The 22,474-nt window shown below is 46.0% G+C and carries 24 protein-coding genes; 2 read left to right on the top strand and 22 right to left on the bottom strand.

Going from position 1 to position 22,474, the window contains the following annotated elements; translation table 11 throughout:
• Positions 1 to 93: 93 nt before the first annotated feature.
• The 11 genes from ACFVQB_RS02710 to ACFVQB_RS02660 all read right to left on the bottom strand — a co-directional run bounded on the left by ACFVQB_RS02710 (position 94) and on the right by ACFVQB_RS02660 (position 9,177).
• Positions 94 to 810, bottom strand: a complete 717-nt coding sequence (locus ACFVQB_RS02710) for a hypothetical protein (RefSeq protein WP_379434880.1) — start codon at positions 808 to 810, stop codon at positions 94 to 96.
• A gap of 195 nt (positions 811 to 1,005) precedes the next feature.
• The gene (locus ACFVQB_RS02705) at positions 1,006 to 1,659 is read right to left on the bottom strand and encodes a lysozyme inhibitor LprI family protein (protein WP_379434879.1); all 654 of its coding nucleotides are present in this window, start codon (positions 1,657 to 1,659) and stop codon (positions 1,006 to 1,008) included.
• Positions 1,660 to 1,983: 324 nt separating this feature from the next.
• Positions 1,984 to 2,766 carry a nucleoside phosphorylase gene (locus ACFVQB_RS02700; protein WP_379434878.1) on the bottom strand — a complete coding sequence of 261 codons (783 nt, stop codon included), beginning with the start codon at positions 2,764 to 2,766 and terminating at the stop codon, positions 1,984 to 1,986.
• A 91-nt stretch (positions 2,767 to 2,857) separates the two neighbouring features.
• Positions 2,858 to 3,244: a hypothetical protein gene (locus ACFVQB_RS02695; protein ID WP_379434877.1), complete on the bottom strand. Its 387-nt coding sequence runs from the start codon at positions 3,242 to 3,244 to the stop codon at positions 2,858 to 2,860.
• Positions 3,245 to 3,441: 197 nt separating this feature from the next.
• Positions 3,442 to 4,092, bottom strand: a complete 651-nt coding sequence (locus tag ACFVQB_RS02690) for a hypothetical protein (RefSeq protein WP_379434876.1) — start codon at positions 4,090 to 4,092, stop codon at positions 3,442 to 3,444.
• A gap of 211 nt (positions 4,093 to 4,303) precedes the next feature.
• Positions 4,304 to 5,401, bottom strand: coding sequence for a Gfo/Idh/MocA family protein (locus ACFVQB_RS02685; RefSeq protein ID WP_379434875.1), 1,098 nt, complete (start codon positions 5,399 to 5,401; stop codon positions 4,304 to 4,306).
• 52 nt (positions 5,402 to 5,453) lie between these two features.
• Positions 5,454 to 6,626, bottom strand: a complete 1,173-nt coding sequence (locus tag ACFVQB_RS02680; RefSeq protein WP_379434874.1) for a Gfo/Idh/MocA family protein — start codon at positions 6,624 to 6,626, stop codon at positions 5,454 to 5,456.
• A complete protein-coding gene (locus tag ACFVQB_RS02675) occupies positions 6,623 to 7,537 on the bottom strand; it encodes a sugar phosphate isomerase/epimerase family protein (protein WP_379434873.1) in 915 nt (304 codons plus the stop codon). Before ACFVQB_RS02675 ends, ACFVQB_RS02680 begins: the two co-directional genes overlap by 4 nt.
• A 231-nt stretch (positions 7,538 to 7,768) precedes the next feature.
• Positions 7,769 to 8,266: a metallophosphoesterase family protein gene (locus ACFVQB_RS02670; RefSeq protein WP_379434872.1), complete on the bottom strand. Its 498-nt coding sequence runs from the start codon at positions 8,264 to 8,266 to the stop codon at positions 7,769 to 7,771.
• Positions 8,267 to 8,302: 36 nt separating this feature from the next.
• Positions 8,303 to 8,737 carry an Rrf2 family transcriptional regulator gene (locus ACFVQB_RS02665; protein WP_113052552.1) on the bottom strand — a complete coding sequence of 145 codons (435 nt, stop codon included), beginning with the start codon at positions 8,735 to 8,737 and terminating at the stop codon, positions 8,303 to 8,305.
• Between the two features lie 62 nt (positions 8,738 to 8,799).
• A complete protein-coding gene (locus tag ACFVQB_RS02660; RefSeq protein ID WP_024630343.1) occupies positions 8,800 to 9,177 on the bottom strand; it encodes a DivIVA domain-containing protein in 378 nt (125 codons plus the stop codon).
• Positions 9,178 to 9,382: 205 nt separating this feature from the next.
• Between ACFVQB_RS02660 and ACFVQB_RS02655 the strand changes: the two genes are divergently transcribed.
• Complete coding sequence (locus tag ACFVQB_RS02655; protein WP_379434871.1) at positions 9,383 to 9,949, top strand: TraR/DksA C4-type zinc finger protein; 567 nt, start codon at positions 9,383 to 9,385, stop codon at positions 9,947 to 9,949.
• 158 nt (positions 9,950 to 10,107) lie between these two features.
• Here ACFVQB_RS02655 and ACFVQB_RS02650 read toward each other — a convergent pair whose 3' ends face one another.
• From ACFVQB_RS02650 to ACFVQB_RS02620, 7 genes are all read right to left on the bottom strand, one after another.
• A complete protein-coding gene (locus ACFVQB_RS02650) occupies positions 10,108 to 10,791 on the bottom strand; it encodes an ArsR/SmtB family transcription factor (protein ID WP_379434870.1) in 684 nt (227 codons plus the stop codon).
• 110 nt (positions 10,792 to 10,901) lie between these two features.
• Entirely contained in the window at positions 10,902 to 12,188 is a 1,287-nt protein-coding gene (locus tag ACFVQB_RS02645) for an MFS transporter (RefSeq protein WP_379434869.1), read from the bottom strand.
• A 237-nt stretch (positions 12,189 to 12,425) separates the two neighbouring features.
• Positions 12,426 to 12,701 carry a barstar family protein gene (locus ACFVQB_RS02640; protein ID WP_379434868.1) on the bottom strand — a complete coding sequence of 92 codons (276 nt, stop codon included), beginning with the start codon at positions 12,699 to 12,701 and terminating at the stop codon, positions 12,426 to 12,428.
• A 17-nt stretch (positions 12,702 to 12,718) separates the two neighbouring features.
• The gene (locus tag ACFVQB_RS02635) at positions 12,719 to 13,159 is read right to left on the bottom strand and encodes a ribonuclease (RefSeq protein ID WP_379434867.1); all 441 of its coding nucleotides are present in this window, start codon (positions 13,157 to 13,159) and stop codon (positions 12,719 to 12,721) included.
• Between the two features lie 287 nt (positions 13,160 to 13,446).
• On the bottom strand, positions 13,447 to 14,454 hold the full coding sequence (locus ACFVQB_RS02630; RefSeq protein ID WP_379434866.1) for a Gfo/Idh/MocA family protein: 1,008 nt from the start codon (positions 14,452 to 14,454) through the stop codon (positions 13,447 to 13,449).
• A gap of 2 nt (positions 14,455 to 14,456) precedes the next feature.
• Complete coding sequence (locus ACFVQB_RS02625; RefSeq protein WP_379434865.1) at positions 14,457 to 14,831, bottom strand: replication termination protein; 375 nt, start codon at positions 14,829 to 14,831, stop codon at positions 14,457 to 14,459.
• Positions 14,832 to 15,325: 494 nt separating this feature from the next.
• On the bottom strand, positions 15,326 to 16,471 hold the full coding sequence (locus ACFVQB_RS02620; RefSeq protein WP_379434864.1) for an acyltransferase: 1,146 nt from the start codon (positions 16,469 to 16,471) through the stop codon (positions 15,326 to 15,328).
• A 61-nt stretch (positions 16,472 to 16,532) separates the two neighbouring features.
• Here ACFVQB_RS02620 and ACFVQB_RS02615 point away from each other — a divergent pair, with 61 nt between their 5' ends.
• Positions 16,533 to 16,943 (top strand): YidH family protein, encoded by a 411-nt coding sequence (locus ACFVQB_RS02615; protein ID WP_379434863.1) that lies wholly within the window; start codon positions 16,533 to 16,535, stop codon positions 16,941 to 16,943.
• Positions 16,944 to 17,083: 140 nt separating this feature from the next.
• On the opposite strand, the gene ACFVQB_RS02610 is transcribed toward ACFVQB_RS02615, so the two are convergent.
• From ACFVQB_RS02610 to ACFVQB_RS02595, 4 genes are all read right to left on the bottom strand, one after another.
• Positions 17,084 to 17,686 (bottom strand): general stress protein, encoded by a 603-nt coding sequence (locus ACFVQB_RS02610; protein WP_379434862.1) that lies wholly within the window; start codon positions 17,684 to 17,686, stop codon positions 17,084 to 17,086.
• A gap of 134 nt (positions 17,687 to 17,820) precedes the next feature.
• The gene (hrpB, locus tag ACFVQB_RS02605; RefSeq protein WP_379434861.1) at positions 17,821 to 20,337 is read right to left on the bottom strand and encodes an ATP-dependent helicase HrpB; all 2,517 of its coding nucleotides are present in this window, start codon (positions 20,335 to 20,337) and stop codon (positions 17,821 to 17,823) included.
• A 298-nt stretch (positions 20,338 to 20,635) separates the two neighbouring features.
• Positions 20,636 to 21,442, bottom strand: coding sequence for an SDR family oxidoreductase (locus ACFVQB_RS02600; protein WP_379434860.1), 807 nt, complete (start codon positions 21,440 to 21,442; stop codon positions 20,636 to 20,638).
• A 189-nt stretch (positions 21,443 to 21,631) separates the two neighbouring features.
• A complete protein-coding gene (locus ACFVQB_RS02595) occupies positions 21,632 to 22,474 on the bottom strand; it encodes a protein phosphatase 2C domain-containing protein (RefSeq protein ID WP_379434859.1) in 843 nt (280 codons plus the stop codon).

The following is a 22,474-nucleotide window of genomic DNA, read 5'->3' as shown; positions in this document are numbered from 1 at the left end:
GCAGTTAGGATGTGCAGGGTTGTCTGCTGATTCACTTCTTCGAAAATTCCTCGACGGTCCAAGGAGCGAATGCGACACGGCGTAGATATCGTGTTATGTGCTGTTATTTGCCCTCTTCGAATTCGCCAATAAAGTTCGTGCTTTATAAAATATCCAGGTACTAATCAATGGCTCGTTATCTTTGTGAACTGCTACTCTATTCAAGAAATAAAAATCTGATAAGGATACGCTTATCCTGGCTATTGGGGTTACAAATTCATTGCAAATCCACTCATCAAATTGCACTTTCCCATGTCCAGACATATGAAATTTTTCTCTAGGTAGTATGTACAGCATGCCATCCGTCCAAGGATTATTCTTAATTGTAGATTCATTTATTGAATAATAATGGTACTTTTTGTTTCGCCCTATAATACATCCATTTCGAAAACTCCCAATTAATTCACTTCGATTAAATACTGCATAGAAAATAGACCATAATGGTTCTGTCGTTGCAAACACAGCTGTCGTTATTTCATTGTTGTACAACGTCTGCTTACGTGGTTCAAATCTTTCAATATTGCGATAATTAGAACCGTGAAACACGTATTTTCCATTCAAGGATAAATACTGTAGAAAACGGTACTTGGGGTAATGTAAAAAATAGTCAATTAATCGTCCTTCATTAACTGATTTTGATAACTCTTCATATTTTTCAATCTCTTCCTTAGTAAAAACAACGGTGGGAGATTGATACATTAATATCGATATAATAACTGAAATCATCTTCTTGGAAATAACCCTCCTCATTAAACCTGTAGGTAATGACACATAACGCTCTTGTAATCACAACGAGCCAGCCTTAGATAGCTCTTATCTTAAGCTGGCTCGTTTGTTGTCTGAGTGTTCTTCCATGATTATACATCTGACAACCAAGGGGTGGTAGCCCCGCAACATGAATACATTGTTATGCGACGTTACTGTCTTCGAAGCATCACCTAGAAACCTTTGATCAAGATTCCAACTCTATTTTTTACTTTGGTATAAAAACTCAACTTCACCATCTAGCAAATATCGATATTCAATTAATTGCATTGTTCTTTCCCTAATTCTCTCCCGTATAACCGTGCCTAGGCTTACCGACCCTTTTGATCCAAGGTAACCATTATTAATAAATGTCTTCTCCACAAATTTTGTTTCCCTTAAGTGATACTGTAACCATTCTTTCTGCGATTCGATTAGTGCTTCTCTTGGTTCTCTATCCAACTTAGAAAGAAGCTTTTTATATATTTGATTCAACTCTTTATCCCAAATCTCTGTATATTTGCTTTCCAACGCCCCCCATTCCATTGTTGTAATAATCTCTTTGGAATTTTGAAATTCATTAAATTCCACTTCATAATCATGATCTATAGGATTTCGAAGCATTTCATCATAAAATTCTTCTTTCAAATCGTAGTTCCCAATTCTCATGGATAACACTTCATTGTTAGAAGGCTCTGATCGACCTTCAGTTACTTCTTTCGATTCTGTTCCATTACCTGTACTCTCTACATCAGGAGGCAGTTCAGAATTCATTATTGATTTAGTTTCGCTGTTCAAAGTAGTCGAATGAATAATATTTTGACAAGATGAAAACATTATCGTAATAAAAAATAAGAAGAGTATCTTACTTTTCATAAATTATCTCCTTAAATATTATCTTTAATATTTACCGGTAATGGCGCATAACGTTGTTGTATTCACGAACCCGAGAGCCTTAAGGTCCGCTAAGACCGGGTGGCTCCGCCACTTAGCCTCGCAGGGTTGACTGCTGAATCCACTTTTCCGAAATGCCCCTTGCAGACCAAGGCCCCATCAGGGACCGTAGCGTGAATACCGTGTTATATGTTGTATCTACCTTCTTCGATTTCGCATAATTTATTTATGTTGTCATATTTACATTTAACTCTTGGTTGTCTATTTAGCATTTCCCTTTTAATAAATGCATTATAGCTACTTCAGTTATAAAGAACTGCATATCCGCATTGATATTTCAACAAGGTTTATTCTTATTTCTGATCTGCTATTCCAACTTCGACTATCCCATTCGACACCACTTAAATCATCACCGCCATACAAGATAATACCTAATTTTACATTTCTAAATTTTGAAACAGCCATAAATGCTGCTGCTTCCATTTCTACAGTTACACACCCTTCTGCTTTCCGCAACTCAACTTTTTCTTTAGTCTCTCTATAAAATGAATCTGTCGTCCAGGTTTTGGCTTTTATATACCTGACATTATGTATATTAAAATCGTCCTCTATGATTTTTAATACCTCTAGATTACATTCAATTTCTCTTGATGGCTTAATGTAATGGTATGATACTCCTTCATCTCTCACTGCAGAAACTGGTACTATTACATGTCCAACAGCAATGTCTTTTTTTAATACACCTGCACCACCACAAACTATAAATTTCTGAAAACCATAGGCTATCAGTTCTTCTAAGAATCCTGCTGAACCTGCAGCTCCTAAATACCCCAAAGTAATATGTACTTTTTTTCCTTGATAATATGTTTCATATATTGGCAAATCTACAGTCTCGCAATGTAGACATGCAACTTCTTTCATCTTTCCCTCCGTTTTCATTTTTTCAATTACATCTCGAAAAAATGTTATTACACAGTATTCAAATTCTTCTTTTGGCTTGATAAAATTAGTTGCCTCTATTATTGCAACTCGCGATTCATCAAATTCCAATATCGGGAATTCATTACTATCGATTTTTTTGCTCTCCATCTCGACTTACCTCCAAAGTAATTTAAAATTTTTTATTATTTCTTTGCGGCTATTACATATAACGTGTCATCGCCTTCTTGAGCTACATTCACTATCTTTCACTTATCAACCAAGTCTTTGCTTCCTCCGGATCTGAGAAATATGAAACAGGGTATTCTAGCTTTAAATTCTTTATTTTGCGCTTTAACTTCCATTTACTTATACTTGAAAGTCCAACAAATGAGATTTTCTTTACATAGCCATTCAAGTTATTTAGATTGTTCACAAGTTCTTGAAGAACTATTTCTGTTGTAGATGTTTCATACAGATCAATCCATATCTTCAGTTTTTTATTCGCTTTAAAAATAAATTCTTCTTCCAATCTCATTAATTCAAAAAGTTCTTCGTATTTTTTATACTTATTTCCATATTTAAGACAATGGATTTCTCCACCCTTATAATAATATGGAAAAAGTGAACCTCCAGGCGACTTTATCATTCAGGTCACTCCTTTAGTTAGTTTTGAATGTTGTTCCGATGATTTCTGATAACGTTCCTGTATTCACGAACCCCAAAGGGGTTGTCTGCTGAAATCCCTCCTCGAAATCCCTCCGCAGACCAAGGCTCCGAAAGGAGCCACAGCGTGAATATTATGTTAGGCGATGTTGGTGTCTCTTTGAATCAGCTATATGGTCTTCATACTCCAATTTTTTGCAAATATATATATATCGATTCATATGTTTTTGAAGAGTTTAATCCAAAAAAATAAAACAATCTCTTATCTTTTATAGAACTTATGTTGGGAATATTTAAATGCTTCAAAGCAAAGCTAATGTTCGGAGCCTCACCCTCTGATAAAATACAAAAATCTTGAATATTATCTAAGTTCTCAATAATCAATCCTTCATCTGTTTGATGAAAACAATTACTCACTTCGTAAAAAGTCAGTTCAGATTTATCGTATTGCCAGGAATCAAGTTTTATATAGAAAACGACATTACTTTGATCTTTAATAGAAAACCCTTCTATTTTTGAATCATGAAAACTGAATTCATTTAAATCCGAAGGTAATGCACTATAAGGTAAAGATAGAGGCATTCCATCTAACCCATTCAAGTTTGGGGACTTCCGTGGGAAACTTAGGCATTCCAGCCAAAATAGTTGATAGTCAGCAGTAGGATTATCTAATTGATTTAGTTCATTTAGTAACTCACTGTGATGAGTGTTCCATACTTCTTTTGTTAGCAACCTAATACTATTATAAGTATTGGTATAGTCATCTTCCTCAACCCAATAGTTAGCAACATTGTGCACAAGCTCGACGATTTTATTTATTTTTTGCTTCATTGGATCACCCCAGAATAATATCTTCGCCGATTTCAGCTAACATCTAATTTATGTACTTCGTAAACACTCCACATTCAACTACATTCCCGAACTACTTTCATCATAAACCATATTGTTCCATTTGCGAAGGTACTACAACAAACAAAAGAGCAGCCTGATGTAAAGGCTGCTCTCCAATTACATAATCTATTTCTATTTTAAATAAAACCGTTTACTTCGCACCACTACTCCATACCACTCTCTCACTCATTGCCTTATGCTGTGCAATCAAGCAGAGTTCCGCAGCTTTAAACGCATGCTCCTGTGTCATCGCGATTTCTGTTCGATCCAGACAGTCTCGGATTAGTTCACCAAAGAATGGATAACCGACCTGTCCTTTGACACTGTAGCGGTATTCCCCTTCATGGTTAACCAGGTACACCTGATCGCCCTCAGGCTCTCTGGCTACGTCGATATACTTACGCAACTCAATGTATCCGTCCGTTCCCAAAATAACCGTTCGCCCATCGCCCCATGTACCCAGACCATCCGGTGTAAACCAGTCTACCCGGAAGTAACCGGAAGCACCGTTGTTGCCGATCAGTGATGCTTCGCCAAAGTCCTCTAGTTCCGGGAATTGTGGATGATTGAAGTTGTTCACCCGACTGAACGCCACTTCTGCATCCGTACACGAGGCAAAGGTCAGAAACTGCTCGATCTGATGACTTCCGATATCACAGAGAATACCACCGTACTTTTCATGCTGGAAGAACCATTCCGGCCGACCACCCGCGTTCAATCGATGCGGACCCGTCCCCATCACCTGTACAACCTTGCCGATGGCTCCCTGTTCGATCAGTTGTCCAGCGTAGATCGCACTTTCGACGTGTAGACGCTCACTGTAATAGACCATATACTTCTTCCCAGTGCGTTTAACCTCTTCACGCGCAAGGGCCAGTTGATCCAGTGTCGTAAAGGGGGCTTTGTCCGTAAAATAATCTTTACCTGCGGCCATGACTCTCATGCCAAGTGGCGCACGTTCCGATGTAATGGCTGCTCCGGCTACGAGCTGCACTTCATCGTCGGCAAGCACATCCGCTTCAGAGGCGGCAATCTGTGCCTGCGGGAACTGTTTTCGAAAAGCCTCGACTTTAGCTGGGTCAGGATCATATACCCATTTGAGCGTTGCCCCAGCCTCTACCAGCCCGCCAACCATACCGTAGATATGTCCATGGTCCAATGCCACAGCCGCAATGGTAAACTCACCTGGACCGCATACGACCTCTTTTTTTAGACTCTTTGGAGCATAGAACATTCCGTCTTTTGCCATGTCTTTTCCGTCCTTCCATCTGGGATTCGTGATTAACCAGCTACACAATTACTTACTTAAATGTCTGTGAAAGGTCGGCAGGCTGACTGCTGCTGCCTGCCTTGTCTTTCTTGGTATTTGAACTGGCAATCCGCTGTTGCAAATGCTCATAGAATAAATCTTCATCGATCGGCAGATCCACCCAGTTATCGGTCCAGGTTGACAGCAGCATGGCATTGGACAATGTTAAGCCATGGATGCCTTCTTCCCCTGGAGCAATGAGCGGTGTTCCCTTCAGGATGGCATCGATCCAGTTACGAATCAGGCCAGGATGTCCGGTTTCCACACCGTTAATCGGCACCTCGCATTTCCAGCATTCCGGCTGTCCAAATCCTCCGGTAAATCTTTGATTGAATTCAGGCTCGGGTTCACGAAGACGCCAGAAAGTCAACTGACCATCTTCAATGACAATTTTGCCGCGATCCCCATTGACCTCAAACCGGTTGGTGCCTGGTGCTTCACCCGTCGTGGTCACGAATACACCTGTTGCTCCATTCTCATATTCGACATATGCCGTTACGTCATCTTCCACTTCAATGTTCCGGTATTTGCCGAATGAACAGAATGCACGCATACGAACGGGCATCATGCCGATGGTCCATTGCCACAGGTCCAGTTGATGGGGGTCCTGGTTGATCAGAACACCGCCCCCTTCACCAGCCCACGTTGCACGCCAGCCGCCCGAATCATAATAACTCTGGGAGCGATACCAGTTCGTAATAATCCAGTTGGTGCGCCGTACCTCACCCAGTTCTCCCGAGGCAATCAGATCTTTTAGTTTGATATATAAAGGGTTGGTTCGCTGGTTATACATCATGGAAAACACTTTGCCACTGGCAGCCGCCGCTTCATTCATCTTGCGTACCTGTTTGGTGTATACTCCGGCAGGTTTCTCGATCATAACATGCAAGCCATACTGAAAAGCCTGAATAGCCTTTTCGGGATGGTCATAATGCGGGGTTGCTATAATTACTGCATCAATCGTTCCAGAGGACATCATCTGTTCCGCATCCTGCCAATAGGTGACTGAAGCCGGAAGGTTGCTGGATACCCAGCTCTCCATTTCTTGTCTCACATCACACACAGCCACCAGTTCTGCACCCGGTACTTCTCCTGCTACCAACGTTCTGGCATGTGCTGCACCCATATTTCCAATGCCAATGACGGCTACTCGAACCAAACTCATACCTGTACCTCCTCGTCCACACGACGTTCAATTTCGGCAAAAACATCTGCAAAATGCTGTAACATCGCCTTCGATTCCAAGACTCCGCTAAAATCCTCAATCCCGTAATATCCATCATATCCAACCGATTTGAGGTCACGGAATACTTGCAACCAATTCACCACGCCTTCGGTCAAGGGGGCCCACTGACAATGCCAGTTTGATGTTAGCGATATTTCTGTATTTTGTTCATTCACACTGGAATTCGAATTGATGTTTGATGCATCCTTGAACCAAGCCGCATTCTTCACATGCACATGTGCCAGATAAGGCCCCAGTAATTCCAATCCCATACGATGGTTCTCATATCCTTCATGGACCATGTTACCTGGATCGTACAATACTCCTATATGCTGGGAATCCAGCGATTGCACGAGCCGATAAGCCAGCGATGCAGTGGGAGCAATCGTTTGATGATGGGTTTCAACTACAGCTTTTACCTTATACTGTTGGGCCATCTCTTGAACCTCATTCAGATAATGCACAGCTTGTTTGTATAACTCAGGATAGCTGGTTTTCCGATCATAACCGGGAACTCCAACACGCATCATGGATGCCCCTAAGGCTTGTGCAGTTTGAAATGCTTGCTCCGTGGCAAGCAGATCTCCACAGCTCAGATATGGCACCAATGCAATCGACTGTCTGCCATGCTTTTTTGCCGCATCACGAAATAGAGGTACCTGTCCCTCCCACTGGTCCGGATCTATCGAGCAACGATTATGTCTCCAATAAGAAGGTTCTTCGGATAAAGCATCCGCCGGGATTCCGCGATATCTCCATTCAATCCCTTCAATGCCGGCTGCAGCTGCAGCAGAAGCCAACTCATCTGCCGTCAAGTCTGGAGTGGCAACAGTGAATACAGACAATTTCATGAACATTCATCTCCTTATGTAAACGTATTCAATTTATTGTTGTAAACGCATTGTATCATTCATACAAATGCCCCCATAGGGGGTAACGAGAAGAGATGAATGACAGATAAACAGCAGACCATATTCCCCATTCAGAGATAACTTGCAAGTTCCCTTTTGAATGCATACATAGCAAAAAGCACCCCGATTAACAGAAGAGCCTTCTGATTCGAGATGCCTGATTTTCAACTTTTATTTTTCATCGAAAAAAACATGTTCCGCCTGCAATTCCCCTAAATGTGTCGTCATGATACCAAAAGAATACTGGGGCTGACGCCGCCGATCCGTAGGAGAACCCGGATTAAATATCAGCACATCATTGACCGTATGCATCACCGGAATGTGCGAGTGTCCAAAAATCACAGCATCCACCTGCTGTCCTGCAAAGGTGTGGATCGCATTCTGCTCTGTAGACTTCGATCCCAGATGACCATGTACAAGACCAAGACGCAAACCGTCCGCCTCAACGATGCGGGAGAACCCGAGTTTTTGACCTATTTCAGGCGGGTCCGTATTACCTGCAACACCTTCAACGGGTGCATAAGCGCTAAGCAGCTTGTATACACTCCAGTCCGACCAGTCCCCCGCGTGGAGAATCAGATCAGCATCTGAAAGCGCCTCAACCAAGGGATCGGGCAACTTCCGTGCTCTTCGAGGTAAATGAGTGTCCGAAATGACAATAATTTTCATAGTACAGCACACCTTCCCTTTCCCTTATATGACGCTTTATTCGGCATGTGATGGAAGAACTTCAAGCTGGGAACAGGAGCGCTCCATATCTTCAAGGGTAATGGATGCAAAGAATTGTTCCACCTTTGCTTCGGCAACCTGATACAGATTGGTCAGAAGGCTATCAATACGAAGGCCAACATCACAATTTGGATTACAGTTACCATGAATCGGAAACAATGGTCCTTCATCCTTGGCAGCCTGATAGATCATGGCTAATGTGATTTCACTTGAGGGCTTGGCGAGGTAAAATCCTCTTGTTCCCGGTGAGGAGTCCACAAGCCCTGCCTTTTTCAACCCGCCCAGAATACGTCTGACCACGACAGGGTTGGTATTCACACTACCTGCAATCAGTGCCGAAGTGATTCGTTCAGGCGCGCTGAAAGACAACAACAACAAACAATGCACACTGACCGAAAAATGAGTACTCATGATTAACCACCTTTTATTTGAGCATTATAATGCTGATTTTATATCATCCCAGATGTGTAGGCTTACTCAGAGAACAGGTCCTGTTCAGGGCGCGCCCGGATTTTTAACTGCCGAACGCTGTATTCCAGTTGTTTCACAATATCGTCCAGTTGTTTGCGATCAATCTTCGTTGGGTCTTCCACAGGCTTCGCCGATGACTTCAGATCCCGAATCGTTAACTGCTGCTCTTGCCACTTGTCCATCAGATCCGCTATATTGGCGTAGAAACGTTCGTAATCTTTAATAACCAAATCAAGATAGGCATCCACCTCATCCGGATCATAACCACGAAGTTTATAATTGAATTGTTTTTCATGAATCGATAAAGCGTCGAGCTGCACGCCCAATTGTTTGAACAATTGTCTTTGTTTGTCCAATCTTCGTTTCATATGCTCATCCATATTGACAACCCTCCATTATCAAACGCGCCGCGGTAAGCACAAGAAGATCTTCGATACCGCCGCATTTTCTCTCTATATTTTTTATAACACATTATCCGTCAGATATAAAATCGAACGACCCTCTTTACACACGAAACTGATTGCTTCTTATGAAATTCGGGTAAGGACTGACTACAACCCCATTGTGGGAAAGGAGCATGTCCTTATGAGTACATTAACCAAAGATCAACTTCAAGAGCTGAAAAACGCTCTTTTGGAACAACGTGAAAACCTACAGCGCCATTTTGAATCCAGCATGGAAGACGGTGCTCCAGCCGAGTCCCTGAAAGATTCAACTGGTGAGCTGTCATCATACGATAATCACCCGGCAGATGCCGGTACGGAGACGTTTGAGCGAAGCCGTGACTTGGCGATAGATGATACGTTAACCGACGAGTTCAATCAGATGAATGAAGCGTTAGAGCGAATCGAACAAGGAACGTATGGCTCCTGTGTGACCTGTGGTAAGGATATTCCCTTTGAACGACTCGAAGCGATCCCTTACACAGCCTACTGTATTGATGATACGCCTAACCGCGAGTTAAGCAACGAACGGCCCGTTGAAGAGGAAGTCATGACGATGCCGCCAAGCGGTGCCGGTGAAATAAGACAGCGCAATGCTGGCAAGTTCGATAACGCTGACGCCTGGGAAGCCGTCGAGGAATATGGCACATCGAACTCCCCCGCAACCGCAGCCAAACGTGACGTGAAAGATTATGATGAAAACATGTAGTTTATGAACGAATTAAGGTCGTTTACGCTAAAATAGGTACATGTCTTTCATCATGCCAAATTACGCATGAAAAAGCCGCCAATGGCGGCTTTTTTCTTGGTGGAGCATATCATCTTTACACAAACGAAACTTCAATAAAGCCGATGAATATGCTTCGGTTACTCTTCCGCCTGACCACCAGACGAGGATTCCTTCTGCTTTTTAGCAGGTCTTGACGTTTTCACAACGGGCTTGCCCTTATCGGGTGTAGCCTTCTTTTTCAATTTCCCAGCGGTTTCCGAAGTGGGCTTATTCACCGTATCTTTGGATAGGGAACTGAATAAATGAAAGACCTCTTGGTCCGCATCATGCCTGTCTTTCGTTAAATAGGGTTCACACATCTTCGTAATGTTGTTGTACAACTGCTCTACTTCTTCCCGGCTAGCATACAACGTCATATCCGAGATAAACATACGGTCCCCGTTTTCCGCCTGATTCATGAATCGCCGACGGCTCTGCTCAAACATTTCATTTAACAATTTGAAGGTTTCGGAACGAAATACCTCCTTCAAAGGTGAATTCTCTTCATCTTCGTTACGGAGCTGGATTTCTCCCTTAAAAGGCTCATAATATTTGGCGATGATTCCATTAATTTCACGAGTGGATACGATGGTGAGCAGACCGATTTTCTCCAGTTTTTTCACATGATAATGTACCTTGGCTGGCACTTCGCCCATCTGGTCTGCGATCTCTTTAACCGTAGAGGGTCTGCCCTGTTTATTAAACATATTCATGATCTGTATCCGATACGGATCGGAGTAGACCTTGATTTCTTCAATCGTTGAAAGTACTTTGCGCTGCATACCTGTATCCTCATTTCCGGGGTACCTGTTGCCCATCATGTGTATATTATACCGTCCGGACAGGGTTTCGGTCAAAACAGGCTGGAGATATCAAGATTCAGGACGCCTTATTATAAAACGGTGCGAAAAGTCTTGCTCAGAAGCACCAGAGCGGCTGACATGGCAAGCAAAACACCAAACACGATAAACAGAATCGGCAATGCCACCCAATCGGCAAGGGCTCCTGAAACCAAGCTACCTAATGGAGCAACACTCACGACGAGCATACTTTGAAGGGCATACACCCTGCCAAGCATCTCAGAAGGCGTAACTTCCATGAGATAGGACGCGAGGGGTGTTGTAGCGAGTGGAATCCCCATGCCCATCATCAGACAAAAGACAGCAGCAACAGGGAGCTGATAGGACGTCATGTAAGCCGGAAGTGCAGTCAAGGCGTAACTAAGCCCCAACATGACAATGCCAACAATAACCAGTACACTTTTTCGGTAATTCGATCCTCGGTGTGACAGCCACAAGCCGCTCAGTACCATGCCTGCCACAATCAGCCCACTGAGTAGACTTAATCCTCCCGCTCCGGCGTGCAGCGTTTCAATGACATATGGCGTGCGAAGGACATTGAATGGCATTAGACAGAAGTTAACGAAGGCAAACAGAATCGAGACGATCAGTAACAAGACATGTTTACGCATAAAATGAAAGGCTTCTGTCATTTCAGAGAATATACTTTTTCTTGCTGGAGGAGGATCAGATGAGTCGAATGGTGTATTTTCATTGTTAGATGATGTTGTAGTTTTCGGGTAACCCACACGGCTCATCAGGAGTGCACTTAAAGCAAACAAGCCAGCATCGATCAATATCGTCCAAGTGATCCCTGCCGTTGCAATTAACGTACCCGCCACTGCAAGACCTGCGAGTTCTGCAACCCGGGTTGCGGATGTGGCCATGGCGTTACCGGACAGTAGCATCGATTTGGGAAGCAATTGCGGTACACTGGATACCTCAGCGGGTGATGCGAAACATTCCAGAAGGGAATTCAGGATGGTGATGACAAACAGATGCCAAACTTGCAGCTCACCCAGACCAAACAAAAGTGCTGTAATGCCAACAAATAATCCTCGGCCAGTATTCGTGAGTACAATTACCTTTTTGGGCGACATGCGATCAACCAGTGCTCCGACAAACAGCCCCAGAAAGATACTCGGCAAAAAATTAACAGCCAGCAGTGTCCCCATCAGCAGCTTTGAACCTGTGAGAATGTACACCATCCAACTATAGGCAATGGAATCAATCGAATCGCCGAATCTGGATACGACCTTGCTCACCATAAACTGCACATAAGGTTTAATCCGAATTAATTCCCCGATCCCTTGTTTGCGTGCGACTGTACCTTCGCTCATGATTACTCCGCCTTTCAACGTGAAAATATTTTTATCGTTAATTTTATTTTAACGTATGATATGCGAAAATCAACCCTTTCGTGAAAATATTTTTAACGTTGTATTAACCCATTCTTTGCTTGATGATTTTTTAATGGGCCCTCTCCATATAAAACACAAAAAAACAGACCGAAGGGTCTGTTCGTCTGTTCTCCAAGCACTAATATTTATTTGCTGCTATGTTTCGTAGTTCATATACTAGTCCTCAGTCTTGAATTGAAATCCAATACTCTCTTCTTCCGCCTCCAGCATCAACTGGTATACCTTCTCTGCCTCACTACCCAGCCGTTCCTTGCTGATCTGGTAGTTCTTCCAGGTTAATTCAAGCGGCAGCTCAATCATACCTGTAAGGCAGTCCCACAAGGCGTCCAGATTTGCACCGTAAAAGTCTGGCAGTTCAAGCTTTTGCATCAACAGCTCATGCAGCTCTGTCGTGCTGGAGAAGTCCTCACCGTTAAGTACTACCCTCTTCATGTCTGTCATGTCCTTCCTTATTTCAAGCGAGTAAATGATGCATAGTGGTCTGTCGTTTTGTAAATCAAGCCGTCATTAGAGTACAGGATGCGGTCAGAATTACGGAAGCCGGAAGTGTAGTTGATATCCGCTTCACGCCAAGTACGGCCACTCGTTGCTGGAAGCAATCCTTCCCGGTTGCTAAACACGTCTCCACCGATACTTTTGCCTGGAGCAACCGTAGCGAGGTTGCCTTGGGACGATACCCAGCCCAGTGCCGTTGCTTGCGCTTTGGTAATGTAGTTACATGGCAGTTTACCATTGGCGCTGAGATAGTTGGCCACACCAGTAAACGTATTGATGATCGTACACGTTGCAGCTGAAGCCTTTTGCTGTGCGACCGGAGCGATCTGTGAACCGGTGAAGAAGACAATCGTTAACATAACCGCGAGCAGAGCTGTAGACAAAAACTTTTTCATAAATCCAGCCTCCCAATGACTTAAAATGGATGAACGTTGCCACTATGTAAGTGATGTGAGATGTGAAATCTGCCAGGATGCACATTCTGCTAGATTATAGTGAACAAGCCATCTATTTACTATTTATATCACTTCATTTTGGAGTAAATATCAAACCCAACTGTTATTTTTGTAAAAATATATAAATATAACATTTAAATACAACAAAAGACTCACATCCCGGAGGATGGAGTCTACCATTTCGATCATTTCTTTTCATCTATCATGCCATCATGTTAGCTCCTGCTTTAATCCACTAATTGCACTCGTTGACGGGTTCGTGCCGATTCCAGGCAAGCATCAATGACACGCATATTCTGAATTGTATTTTGCGGACTGAACGGTAACGGTTCTCCTTCAAGCACTGCGGCTGCAAAGGTCTCCACCTGCAAAACATAGGAGTTGGATACCGATACACGTTCCTCACGGCTGACGGAATCGGTGTGCACGATAATCTGTGGCGGAATATCACTATTCTCCCAGCCAAACACTTTGGGCAGTTCAATCCGTCCATCGGTACCAAGAATCTCCATCTCGGCTCGTCCCGAGGCCCACATGCCACAGTCAAACGTTAACGCTACTGAATTGGGAAACTCCACAAGTCCTGAAGCCATCATATCGACGCCATCGTGCTCTTCCGAAAATAGAGCATGTACCGTTACGGCTTCCGGCTCCTGCCCCAGATACATGCGGGCTGCCGAGATTGGATATACGCCAAGATCAAATAATGATCCTCCGCCCATCTCCCTTTTGAACCTTACATTGTCTTTATCGTCAGCGGTATTACAGGTGAAATTGCCATGGAGGGCTCTGACCGTACCAATCTCTCCACTGGCTATAATCTCTTGCACACGTCTATGCTTGGGATGGTATCGATACATAATTGCTTCTGCAAACAGTACGCCGTGCTGTTGACATACCTCAATCATTTCCGCCGCTTCATCCGCATTCAGGGCAGCCGGTTTCTCACATAATACATGTTTTCCAGCCTGAGCAGCCTTAATCGTCCACTCCTTGTGCATATGGTTTGGCAGAGGAATATACACAGCTTCAATGTCCGGGTCCGCGATGAGTTCATCATAGCTGCCATACGCTCTGGCAATGTCGAGTTCATTCGCAAGAGCTTCCGCCTTCTCCTTGCTGCGGCTGGCTATCGCCAAGACCTCACCACGTTCGGATTGTTGAATTGCCGGAATGACTGCATTTTTCGCGATTGTGGATGTACCAAGTACACCCCACTGTAAGTGTCTGTCCATGCTTATCTTCCTTTCACTCCGTAATTGTCCTCTTCTGCCTTGTGTAACATGCCGAGACAACGATCGAGATCGGCTTTAACCTGTTTTTTATATAATTCAGCTTTCTCCGCACCATCATCCGTGAAGTGATATAAAACGATTTCCTGAAAATCGACTTTGGGATCATTGCCCTTTAACTTCTTCGTACGATAAAAGACACCCTGTTGAACCAATTCATGCAACGCCCGGTAAATCTCGCTCTGGGGTGGTACATAACCGTAGGCTTTGAATTCCTGCTTCATTGCCTCCAGCATTTCATAGCCATATCCCCTATGCTGTTCGACCATCGTAATTAGATAAAGCTTGATAAATGCCCGCTGCGCAATCATAAAAGCCACGTTCTATCCCCTCCTGTCAGCCCTATATATCTAGTATTATAAAACTTATGTTCCCCTTCTGCCATCTTTATCCGTCTTTCTTCCTTTAGTCGATGGGCGTTGGAGAGCAAGAAAGAGAATGAATGGATATACAGGAACGTAAGATAGAGCAGGATTTGAGGTTTTCTGTTATGAATTTTTCATGTATTGAAATTTTAAAATTTATTTCAAAAGTAATCGTCAAGGTACTGGCGTCACTTTTTTTCCAGGTTACTGCCTTCATTTTCATTGGCCGTCAACTCTCTTTTTTACAATTGGACGAGCAGTTAGTGAACTTTGAGATGAGAACTTGAGAATTTGAGAACTTAGAACTTAGAGAATTACATAACTTCTCAAGACTCGCAAGATCATAGGCTGTAACCATGGATCTTTGAGTATACCTTGCTGTGACTTACTGTGATTTGTGAGTTACTTTGGGTTATTCTGAATTTTTCATATAATGATGTATTCACCTGTTAATCAGGTTTGGACTTCGGTACGGTTCCCACAATCCACTTGCCCCAGCTTGCGCGGGAGATGAGCCATGTGAGTACACAGGATAACGTAAGCGCCAGCAACCAGGTGATAACCATGCGCACTACAGGGTTTAAACCCATTGCTACATAAAACTGTTCATCCGGAATGTAGCTGTAGCGCAATATCAGCATGTGCATCAGATAGCCCCCGTACGAAACCCCGCCAATCCACGCCAGCAATCGGGTTACCCTGACATTGTGGAGCTTGCCGGCCAACTGGTACATCACCATGATGGAAGCAATCAGGAATAAAATCATATCCGGACGGATGAGACTGACGGTATAGAACGTAATCTGTATGCCTTCCGGCTTCTGGAATTCAAGCATTAACATATATATAAACCGAAGTCCAAGTACAATAAACACAGACCAATATACCCAGTGTAAACGTTGGACCCATTTATTCCAGTGTTGGACCGATAGCCCGGCTGCCGCACCAAGCACAAAATAAAAAAAGAAATACAGGAAATTTCGATCAGCATAGGTTGTAAAGGCATCGGTCAGCACCGGGACATTCAGCCATTCCATGAACTTGGCGATATTTCTCAATTGATCGGCAAGCACAAGGTACACCACACCGGAGATCAGAAGAGCAATTGTACGCCCCTTCGCCTCATATCGGTTATAGACATACCGGATTACTTTCAAAAACAAGGGAAACAACAGATAAAATTGAATCAGCATAATAATGTACCAAAAATGCGAGGTCGTTTTACCCGTGATTAATTTTAAACCAAGGTCAGGGATGTCCTGCCAACCAAATCCGTTCCAGCCGCGAGGTGCGAGTGTGAAATAGATCAGTGACCAGATAATATAGGGGACGATTACATCGGTTAATCGCTTTTGCATGAAACGTCCATAATTCAACTTGTCTCCAGTATTATAGAAAAGCACCATACCTGTGATAAAAACAAACAGGGGTACAGCAAATTTGGACAGCATCAGCAGGACCGAGAGCAATACGCCGTCTTCAAGTCCCGCTTCCGGGACCAGAGAATAATGTGCTATGGAGTGCTGAAGGACGACTGCTGCAAAAGCAATCCCCCTTAGACTTTCAATTTCTGTAATTCGTTCTTTACGAGGCATAACAGACAGCCTCCTTTCTTGGTTTTGCCATGAAAACGACGTACAATGAAGCCATATATTAATGAACGGGGTGATTTACATCTCAGATATAGACCAAGACATAACCACCATTGACTCCAAATATGTACAACAGCATCTGGCTAACGAACGGACCTTTCTGGCCTGGGTACGTACCGGCATTGCCATGGTCGGGATTGGCTTTCTTGCAGCCGGCTTCGGATTCAGTTCAACGCCCTATGATAGGATGGCACATATCGCGGCAATCATCATTGGTATTACTTCTTTGGTCAGCGGTATTCTGATTATCCTGTGCTCAGCTTCCGCTTACCACCGAAAACGTAATCAGATTAATTCACAGACATTCCAGGCATCCACGAAATTGATACGGTTCCTGACACTGATGTTGCTGGTGATTGGACTGGCCCTGGCCGTATTACTGTATGTATTGTTATTCCCTGCCTGGCAGGTTTAACACCTGAACCTCTGACGTTCATTTATGCATAATACACAGGTACAAAAGCCGGCTTCCTCTAAGGAAACCGGCTGATGACCACCTGGTGGTTCACATATGTCATTCCAGTTGAAGAATCCTGTCTTTAATGAACCGAATTATTATAGAAAAGTATTGTTGCCAAATCGAGCGGCTTTATCCCGAGCTTCCAGTCTGCGCTCTTCCATATCGAGATCCGTGCGCTCAACAGGAACATCTTCCCGATCGACTTTGATAATGTCCCGGTTCGCATAACTGTTACTGCTAAACACGTCATAAACATCCGTGTCCCGATCCGTAGAGTCCACGAGCAGCAGGATTTTACCACTTTGCACGTATTCCTCATACTGTCTGGCATCCTCCTCCGGAATGCCGAGACCAACAAGTCCACCTACAAGTCCGCCTGCTCCTGCACCTACAGCTGCACCCGTAAAGGCTGTGGCAATGGGGCCTGCGGCCAGAATAGGACCTATGCCCGGAATCGCCAAAGCCCCAATGCCTGCGAGCAATCCAGCTACTCCGCCGAGCACCCCGCCTGTTGCCGCACCTGCAGCTACACCTTCGGGTGCTTTTGTCCCCGTCTCTTCGCGAATGGCCTTCAGTTCATCCCGATCCTGTGTGACTACCGAGATTTCGTCTGAAGTGAATCCTTGCGCTTTCAGTCCCTCGATTGCCGATGATGCCTCACGCTCTGTATTAAACACACCTACGATTTTCTTCTGCATAGTGAATCCCTCCTCATCTAATTGAGTGGTTCGCTATGTTATTACCCGCCATGTTTTCTTTCAAACGCTTCCACCACAATATCAGAGCGCGTTTAGGCCCATCTTTCAGACCGAGGTTTGAAAACACATGCTAGCTAAACTCTTGGTTTAGCCCGGTTAGTCGCTATCGCTTCAAGCGGATCATCCGGCCAATAGTGCTTGGGATAACGGCCTTTTAAATCTTTTTTGACCTCAAAATAAGTCTCCCGCCAAAAATTGGCCAGATCTCGTGTGACCTGTACAGGCCGCTGCGCCGGAGACAACAAATGCATGGTCAGCGGTACTCGACCACCGCCAATACGCGGAGTCTCCTGCTGCCCAAACATCTCCTGCAGTCTAACTGCGAGCGCAGGATCTTCAGGTCGGCTGTAATCCACAGGAATGCGCGAACCACTAGGCACCTGAATATGTGTAGGCGCTTCACGATCCAATTGCTGTCGCTGTTCCCAGTTTAGTCCGCCGAGCAGCACATCCTGCATCGACAATCTCTTGAGATCCGCAGCAGATCGCATGCCTGTCAGAAAAGGGCTGAGATGCTCTGCCAGTTCTTCGGTCAGATGATCTTCGATGAGATCCGGCCATTCCGGCAAATGATAATGCAAAAAGCGCATCCTGTCCGCCAGCTGTCGCGATGATTTTGTCCAGGGCAGACAATCCAGCCCTTCGATACGTATTCCCGAGAGCAATGCTTCCAGCACCTGTTCTTCGGGTGGCTGTGCAATACTGCTCTCTTTCAACGTAATGGCTCCAATTCGCAACCTTCTATGTGCCCGCACACTGCGGGTGTTTCGGTCCCAGGCCACCTGTACTTCTTCATGCAGCAGATGTGGACCTAGCTCCAGCAATCTCTTCTCCTGCACTGGCGCAGCCAGCAGGATGCGCGCATCCGCGCCCTGGTCGTCGGCTTCGGCTGCGACCAGATAAGCTGAACGGCTCAGCGATTCTGTCGCTGCGAGCCGTACCCCGCGGCCGCTGCTCAGCAGATAGCGGCCGTCCTCCCGGCGTTGCCCGATCCGGTCCGGATAAGCGAAGGACAGCAGCCATCCGCAGCTGTCCTCATTCGGCTGTACCGGATCGGCCGCCGAGCCGAGCGCCGAGCGCAGCTGGCGGCTCTCCTGGAGCATGCGCCGCACGGCAGCACCGTCTGCGACAGACGCTGCCGCTTGCGGCATGCCGCTGCTGTCCGCAGTCAGCAGCGCCTCCACGCGCGGGCGCAGATCGGTGCCCGCGCCTGCACTGCCACTGCTGCGGAGGCCGGCAGGCTCCTGCAGCAGTGCCGCCAGCATGCTGGCGTAGCTGGCCAGCCCAAGCTCCGCCGCGCGGAGCAGCATGCTGGCCAGTCGCGGATGCACGCCAAGCGTGTTCATCCGCCGCCCGAAGGGCGTGATGCGGCCTGCGTCATCCAGGCCGCCCAGCTGGCGCAGCAGCGCCTGTGCCTGGCCGTAGGCTGCGGCAGGCGGGGTGTCCAGCCACTGCAGCTCTGCAGGGGACTGGACACCCCAGGCCGCAAGCTCCAGCGCCAGCGGCGCAAGGTCCGCGGAGGCAATCTCCGGCTTTGCTGCATCTGGCAGCACGCCATGGGCCTCTTCGCTCCATAGCCGGTAACACACGCCCGGTGCAATCCGCCCCGCGCGCCCCCGCCGCTGATCGGCTGACGCCTTGGACACCGGCAGGGTGACGAGCCGACTCATACCCGTCCGCGGCGAGAATACCGAGGCACGGCTCAGCCCCGCATCCACCACGACTTTGACTCCAGCCAAGGTTAGACTGGATTCGGCAATGGACGTGGACAGCACAACCTTCCGTTTACCTTCTTCTGCGGGTCTCACAGCTTCATCCTGCCGTTCTACAGGCATGCTGCCATATAAAGCATGTACCTGAACATGCGCAGGAAGCATGAGATTGGACAACTCTCGCTCTGTGCGATGGATTTCTTTTGCACCCGGAAGGAAAACCAGCACATCCCCTTCATGTTCTGCCAGTGCCTTAACAACAGCCCGAGCTGTAAAAGTCTCGATCTGCTCGGATGCCGATTTGGATATATACCGGGTTTCCACCGGAAACGTTCGTCCAGGACAGTCTATCCATTTGGTTCCCTCGCCAAGTAACGCACAGACAGGAGCAGGGTCCAGCGTTGCCGACATCACCAGCAGTTTCAGATCAGGCCGCAGCATGGCCCTAGATTCAAGCGCAAGTGCCAAACCAAGGTCACCATGCAAATGCCGCTCATGAAATTCATCAAAGATAATCATCGCCGTGTCTTCCAGTCCCTGGTCCTGTTGAAGCATCCGGGTCAATACACCCTCCGTCACCACTTCAATGCGAGTGGACTGACTTACACGAGTATCCATCCGCACCCGATACCCTACAGTCTGTCCCGCTTTTTCACCAAGTGAAGCCGCCATTCGTGCAGCTGCCGAGCGCGCGGCGAGTCTGCGAGGCTCCAGCATAATGATTTTCAGTCCAGCAACCCATGGCTCCTCCAGCAGTGCCAGCGGTACTACGGTCGTTTTACCCGCACCCGGCTCCGCAATTAGCACACCTGTATCCTTCTCCTGAAATAACTGCATCAGCTCAGGAATAATCTGTTGTATCGGTAAATCTGTCTTCATCTCATCTCTCCTAATTGATGCTCCACGTGTCTTTGCGAATGTTAGCATTATAACAAAAAAAGAGCTCTCCCAGAAGTCATAAACATGACGGGGGATAGCTCCAGTTAACGTTATGTCGTTCTAATGAACCGAGCACTCGCTATTAGCTCCTATTTGCACAGATCTCAAATTTAACGAATCACAAAGACGTTATTTCGTCGATTGGGTCGCTTTTTAGATTCTCACGCCATTTGTATAAAGGAATGTTGACCCAAAAGAGAAACCACTTCCGGTATAGGCTCATCACTGATACATCCAGTTAGCTCAGCAACGACTCTGCACCGTCAATAACAATTTCCGCACCTGTAATGTGTCTCGACTCCGAAGAAGCCAGGAAAGCTACCAGATCAGCGACATGCTCTGGCTGACCCGGCCCGTCAGCAAGCGGTTGCTGGCCTTCCGGGAATTCCATCGGAATGACGATTTGATGCAACTCATCCGTTTTGACCGTACTTTGGTCAATATTCGTTGCAATCGCTCCAGGACAGATCACATTGACACGAATTTTGAACTTGGCCAGTTCCAGCGCAGCCATCTTCGCAAAAGCAACCTGCCCCGCCTTGGACGTACTGTACGCCGACATGCCGAAGCTGGAGAAACGCTGATTACCATTAATGGAGCTCGTGATAATGATACTGCCTCCACCACGTTTCTTCATATGAGGCAGTGCATACTTGATCGTAAAAAAAGTCCCGTTCAGATTTGTCGTAATAATCTGCTGCCAATCCTCAACCTGAATTTCCTCAATCGGTGCCGATACACCATTAATGCCTGCGTTGGCAAAAACAATATCCAGACCGCCGAACAATTCGATGGTCTCCAGGACTGCCTTTTCCACCCGGGCAGGATCGGAAATATCTACATCGAATGCTCTTGCCGCACCTTCACGCAGCTTATTAATTTCCGCTTCTGTCTCCGAGATCCGATCATTAACCAGATCGAGCAGCGCAACATGTGCTCCCTCACTCGCCAGTTTGAGCGCTGCCGCTTTGCCAATCCCCGAACCAGCCCCTGTAATAATGGCGACTTTGCCTTCAAACCGTGGCTTGCCGTTATGTTGTGTCATTATCCATTCCACTCCTTCTCGGTCAGTAATTATGTAAGAATGTACGTTCATGCAATATCTGTAAGTAGATTCTTCACAAGATTACCCAAAAAGAGTGTCTTTTAAATCAACACGGACAAGTTTTTTCGCAGGTGATGCTCACCATTTTTAGCAGCATGATCAGAGTCGTCATGGAATCCTCACTTGACCTCACCATTCCAGCTCAATGAAAGCGGCATCATCTTCAAGCCCGCCCGTATGTCTTGCATCCAGCAGCACCTGGATGTGCTCATCCGGAATATAAGCCTGGATAGCATCCAGGTCATTCAGGCCATCCGTGTACAGTTGCAGACGAATCGCTTCATTCGCAGACAGTTTGGCCTCATAGATATGCGGTTTGCCACCAACTGGCCCCTCCAATGTAGACCAACGTTCATTCGTACGACAGTTCACCTGAAATGCTGCTGATTGTTCCCGACCGTTACGCCAAAGACGAATACGGGAGTCCCCTTGCCAGGCTAGCCATACCTTGCTTTTTCGATTGCCTGCCAAGAGCTCGATGCGTCCACACACATACATGGCCTGACTTCCCCTGCTCCGTTTCTCCATCAGCACTTCCCGCAGCAGTAAAGGCGAGTTTTCCAAAGGCTGCAACTTCTCCAGCTGTTCGGATGCAGGACTGGTTAAATCATGAAGCAGGCGCTCCATAGCATCCAAAGAAGGATGCTGAGTCGTTTCCAGCCATTCCAGCAAGGCGTTCCCCAGAAAGCGTGCAGCAAAATCACCAAGGTAACTCATGCCTACCCCATCACATAATACGAAAGTACACACATTACCATTCATGCGAACCGCAGCAAAATCCTGTCCGGTGTCTCCCTGATTAACGGTCTCCGCCGCTCTTCCATAACCATACCTGCACTTGAATCTACCTTGATAACGGGTCAAGGGCTGTTCCCCCGTCTGGACACTCACATAGCGAAAGTTGCCCTGATAATGGTCCGCACGGCTTCCCTTATCTCCAGCAGACAATGTTGCCAAACGCATCGCTCTCAT

The organism is Paenibacillus sp. NPDC057886 (assembly GCF_042796655.1).
In the GTDB taxonomy this organism is placed as follows: Bacteria; Bacillota; Bacilli; order Paenibacillales; family Paenibacillaceae; genus Paenibacillus.
The sequence above is the reverse complement of the archived record's forward strand: the minus strand, read 5'-3'. Positions and strand labels throughout refer to the sequence as shown.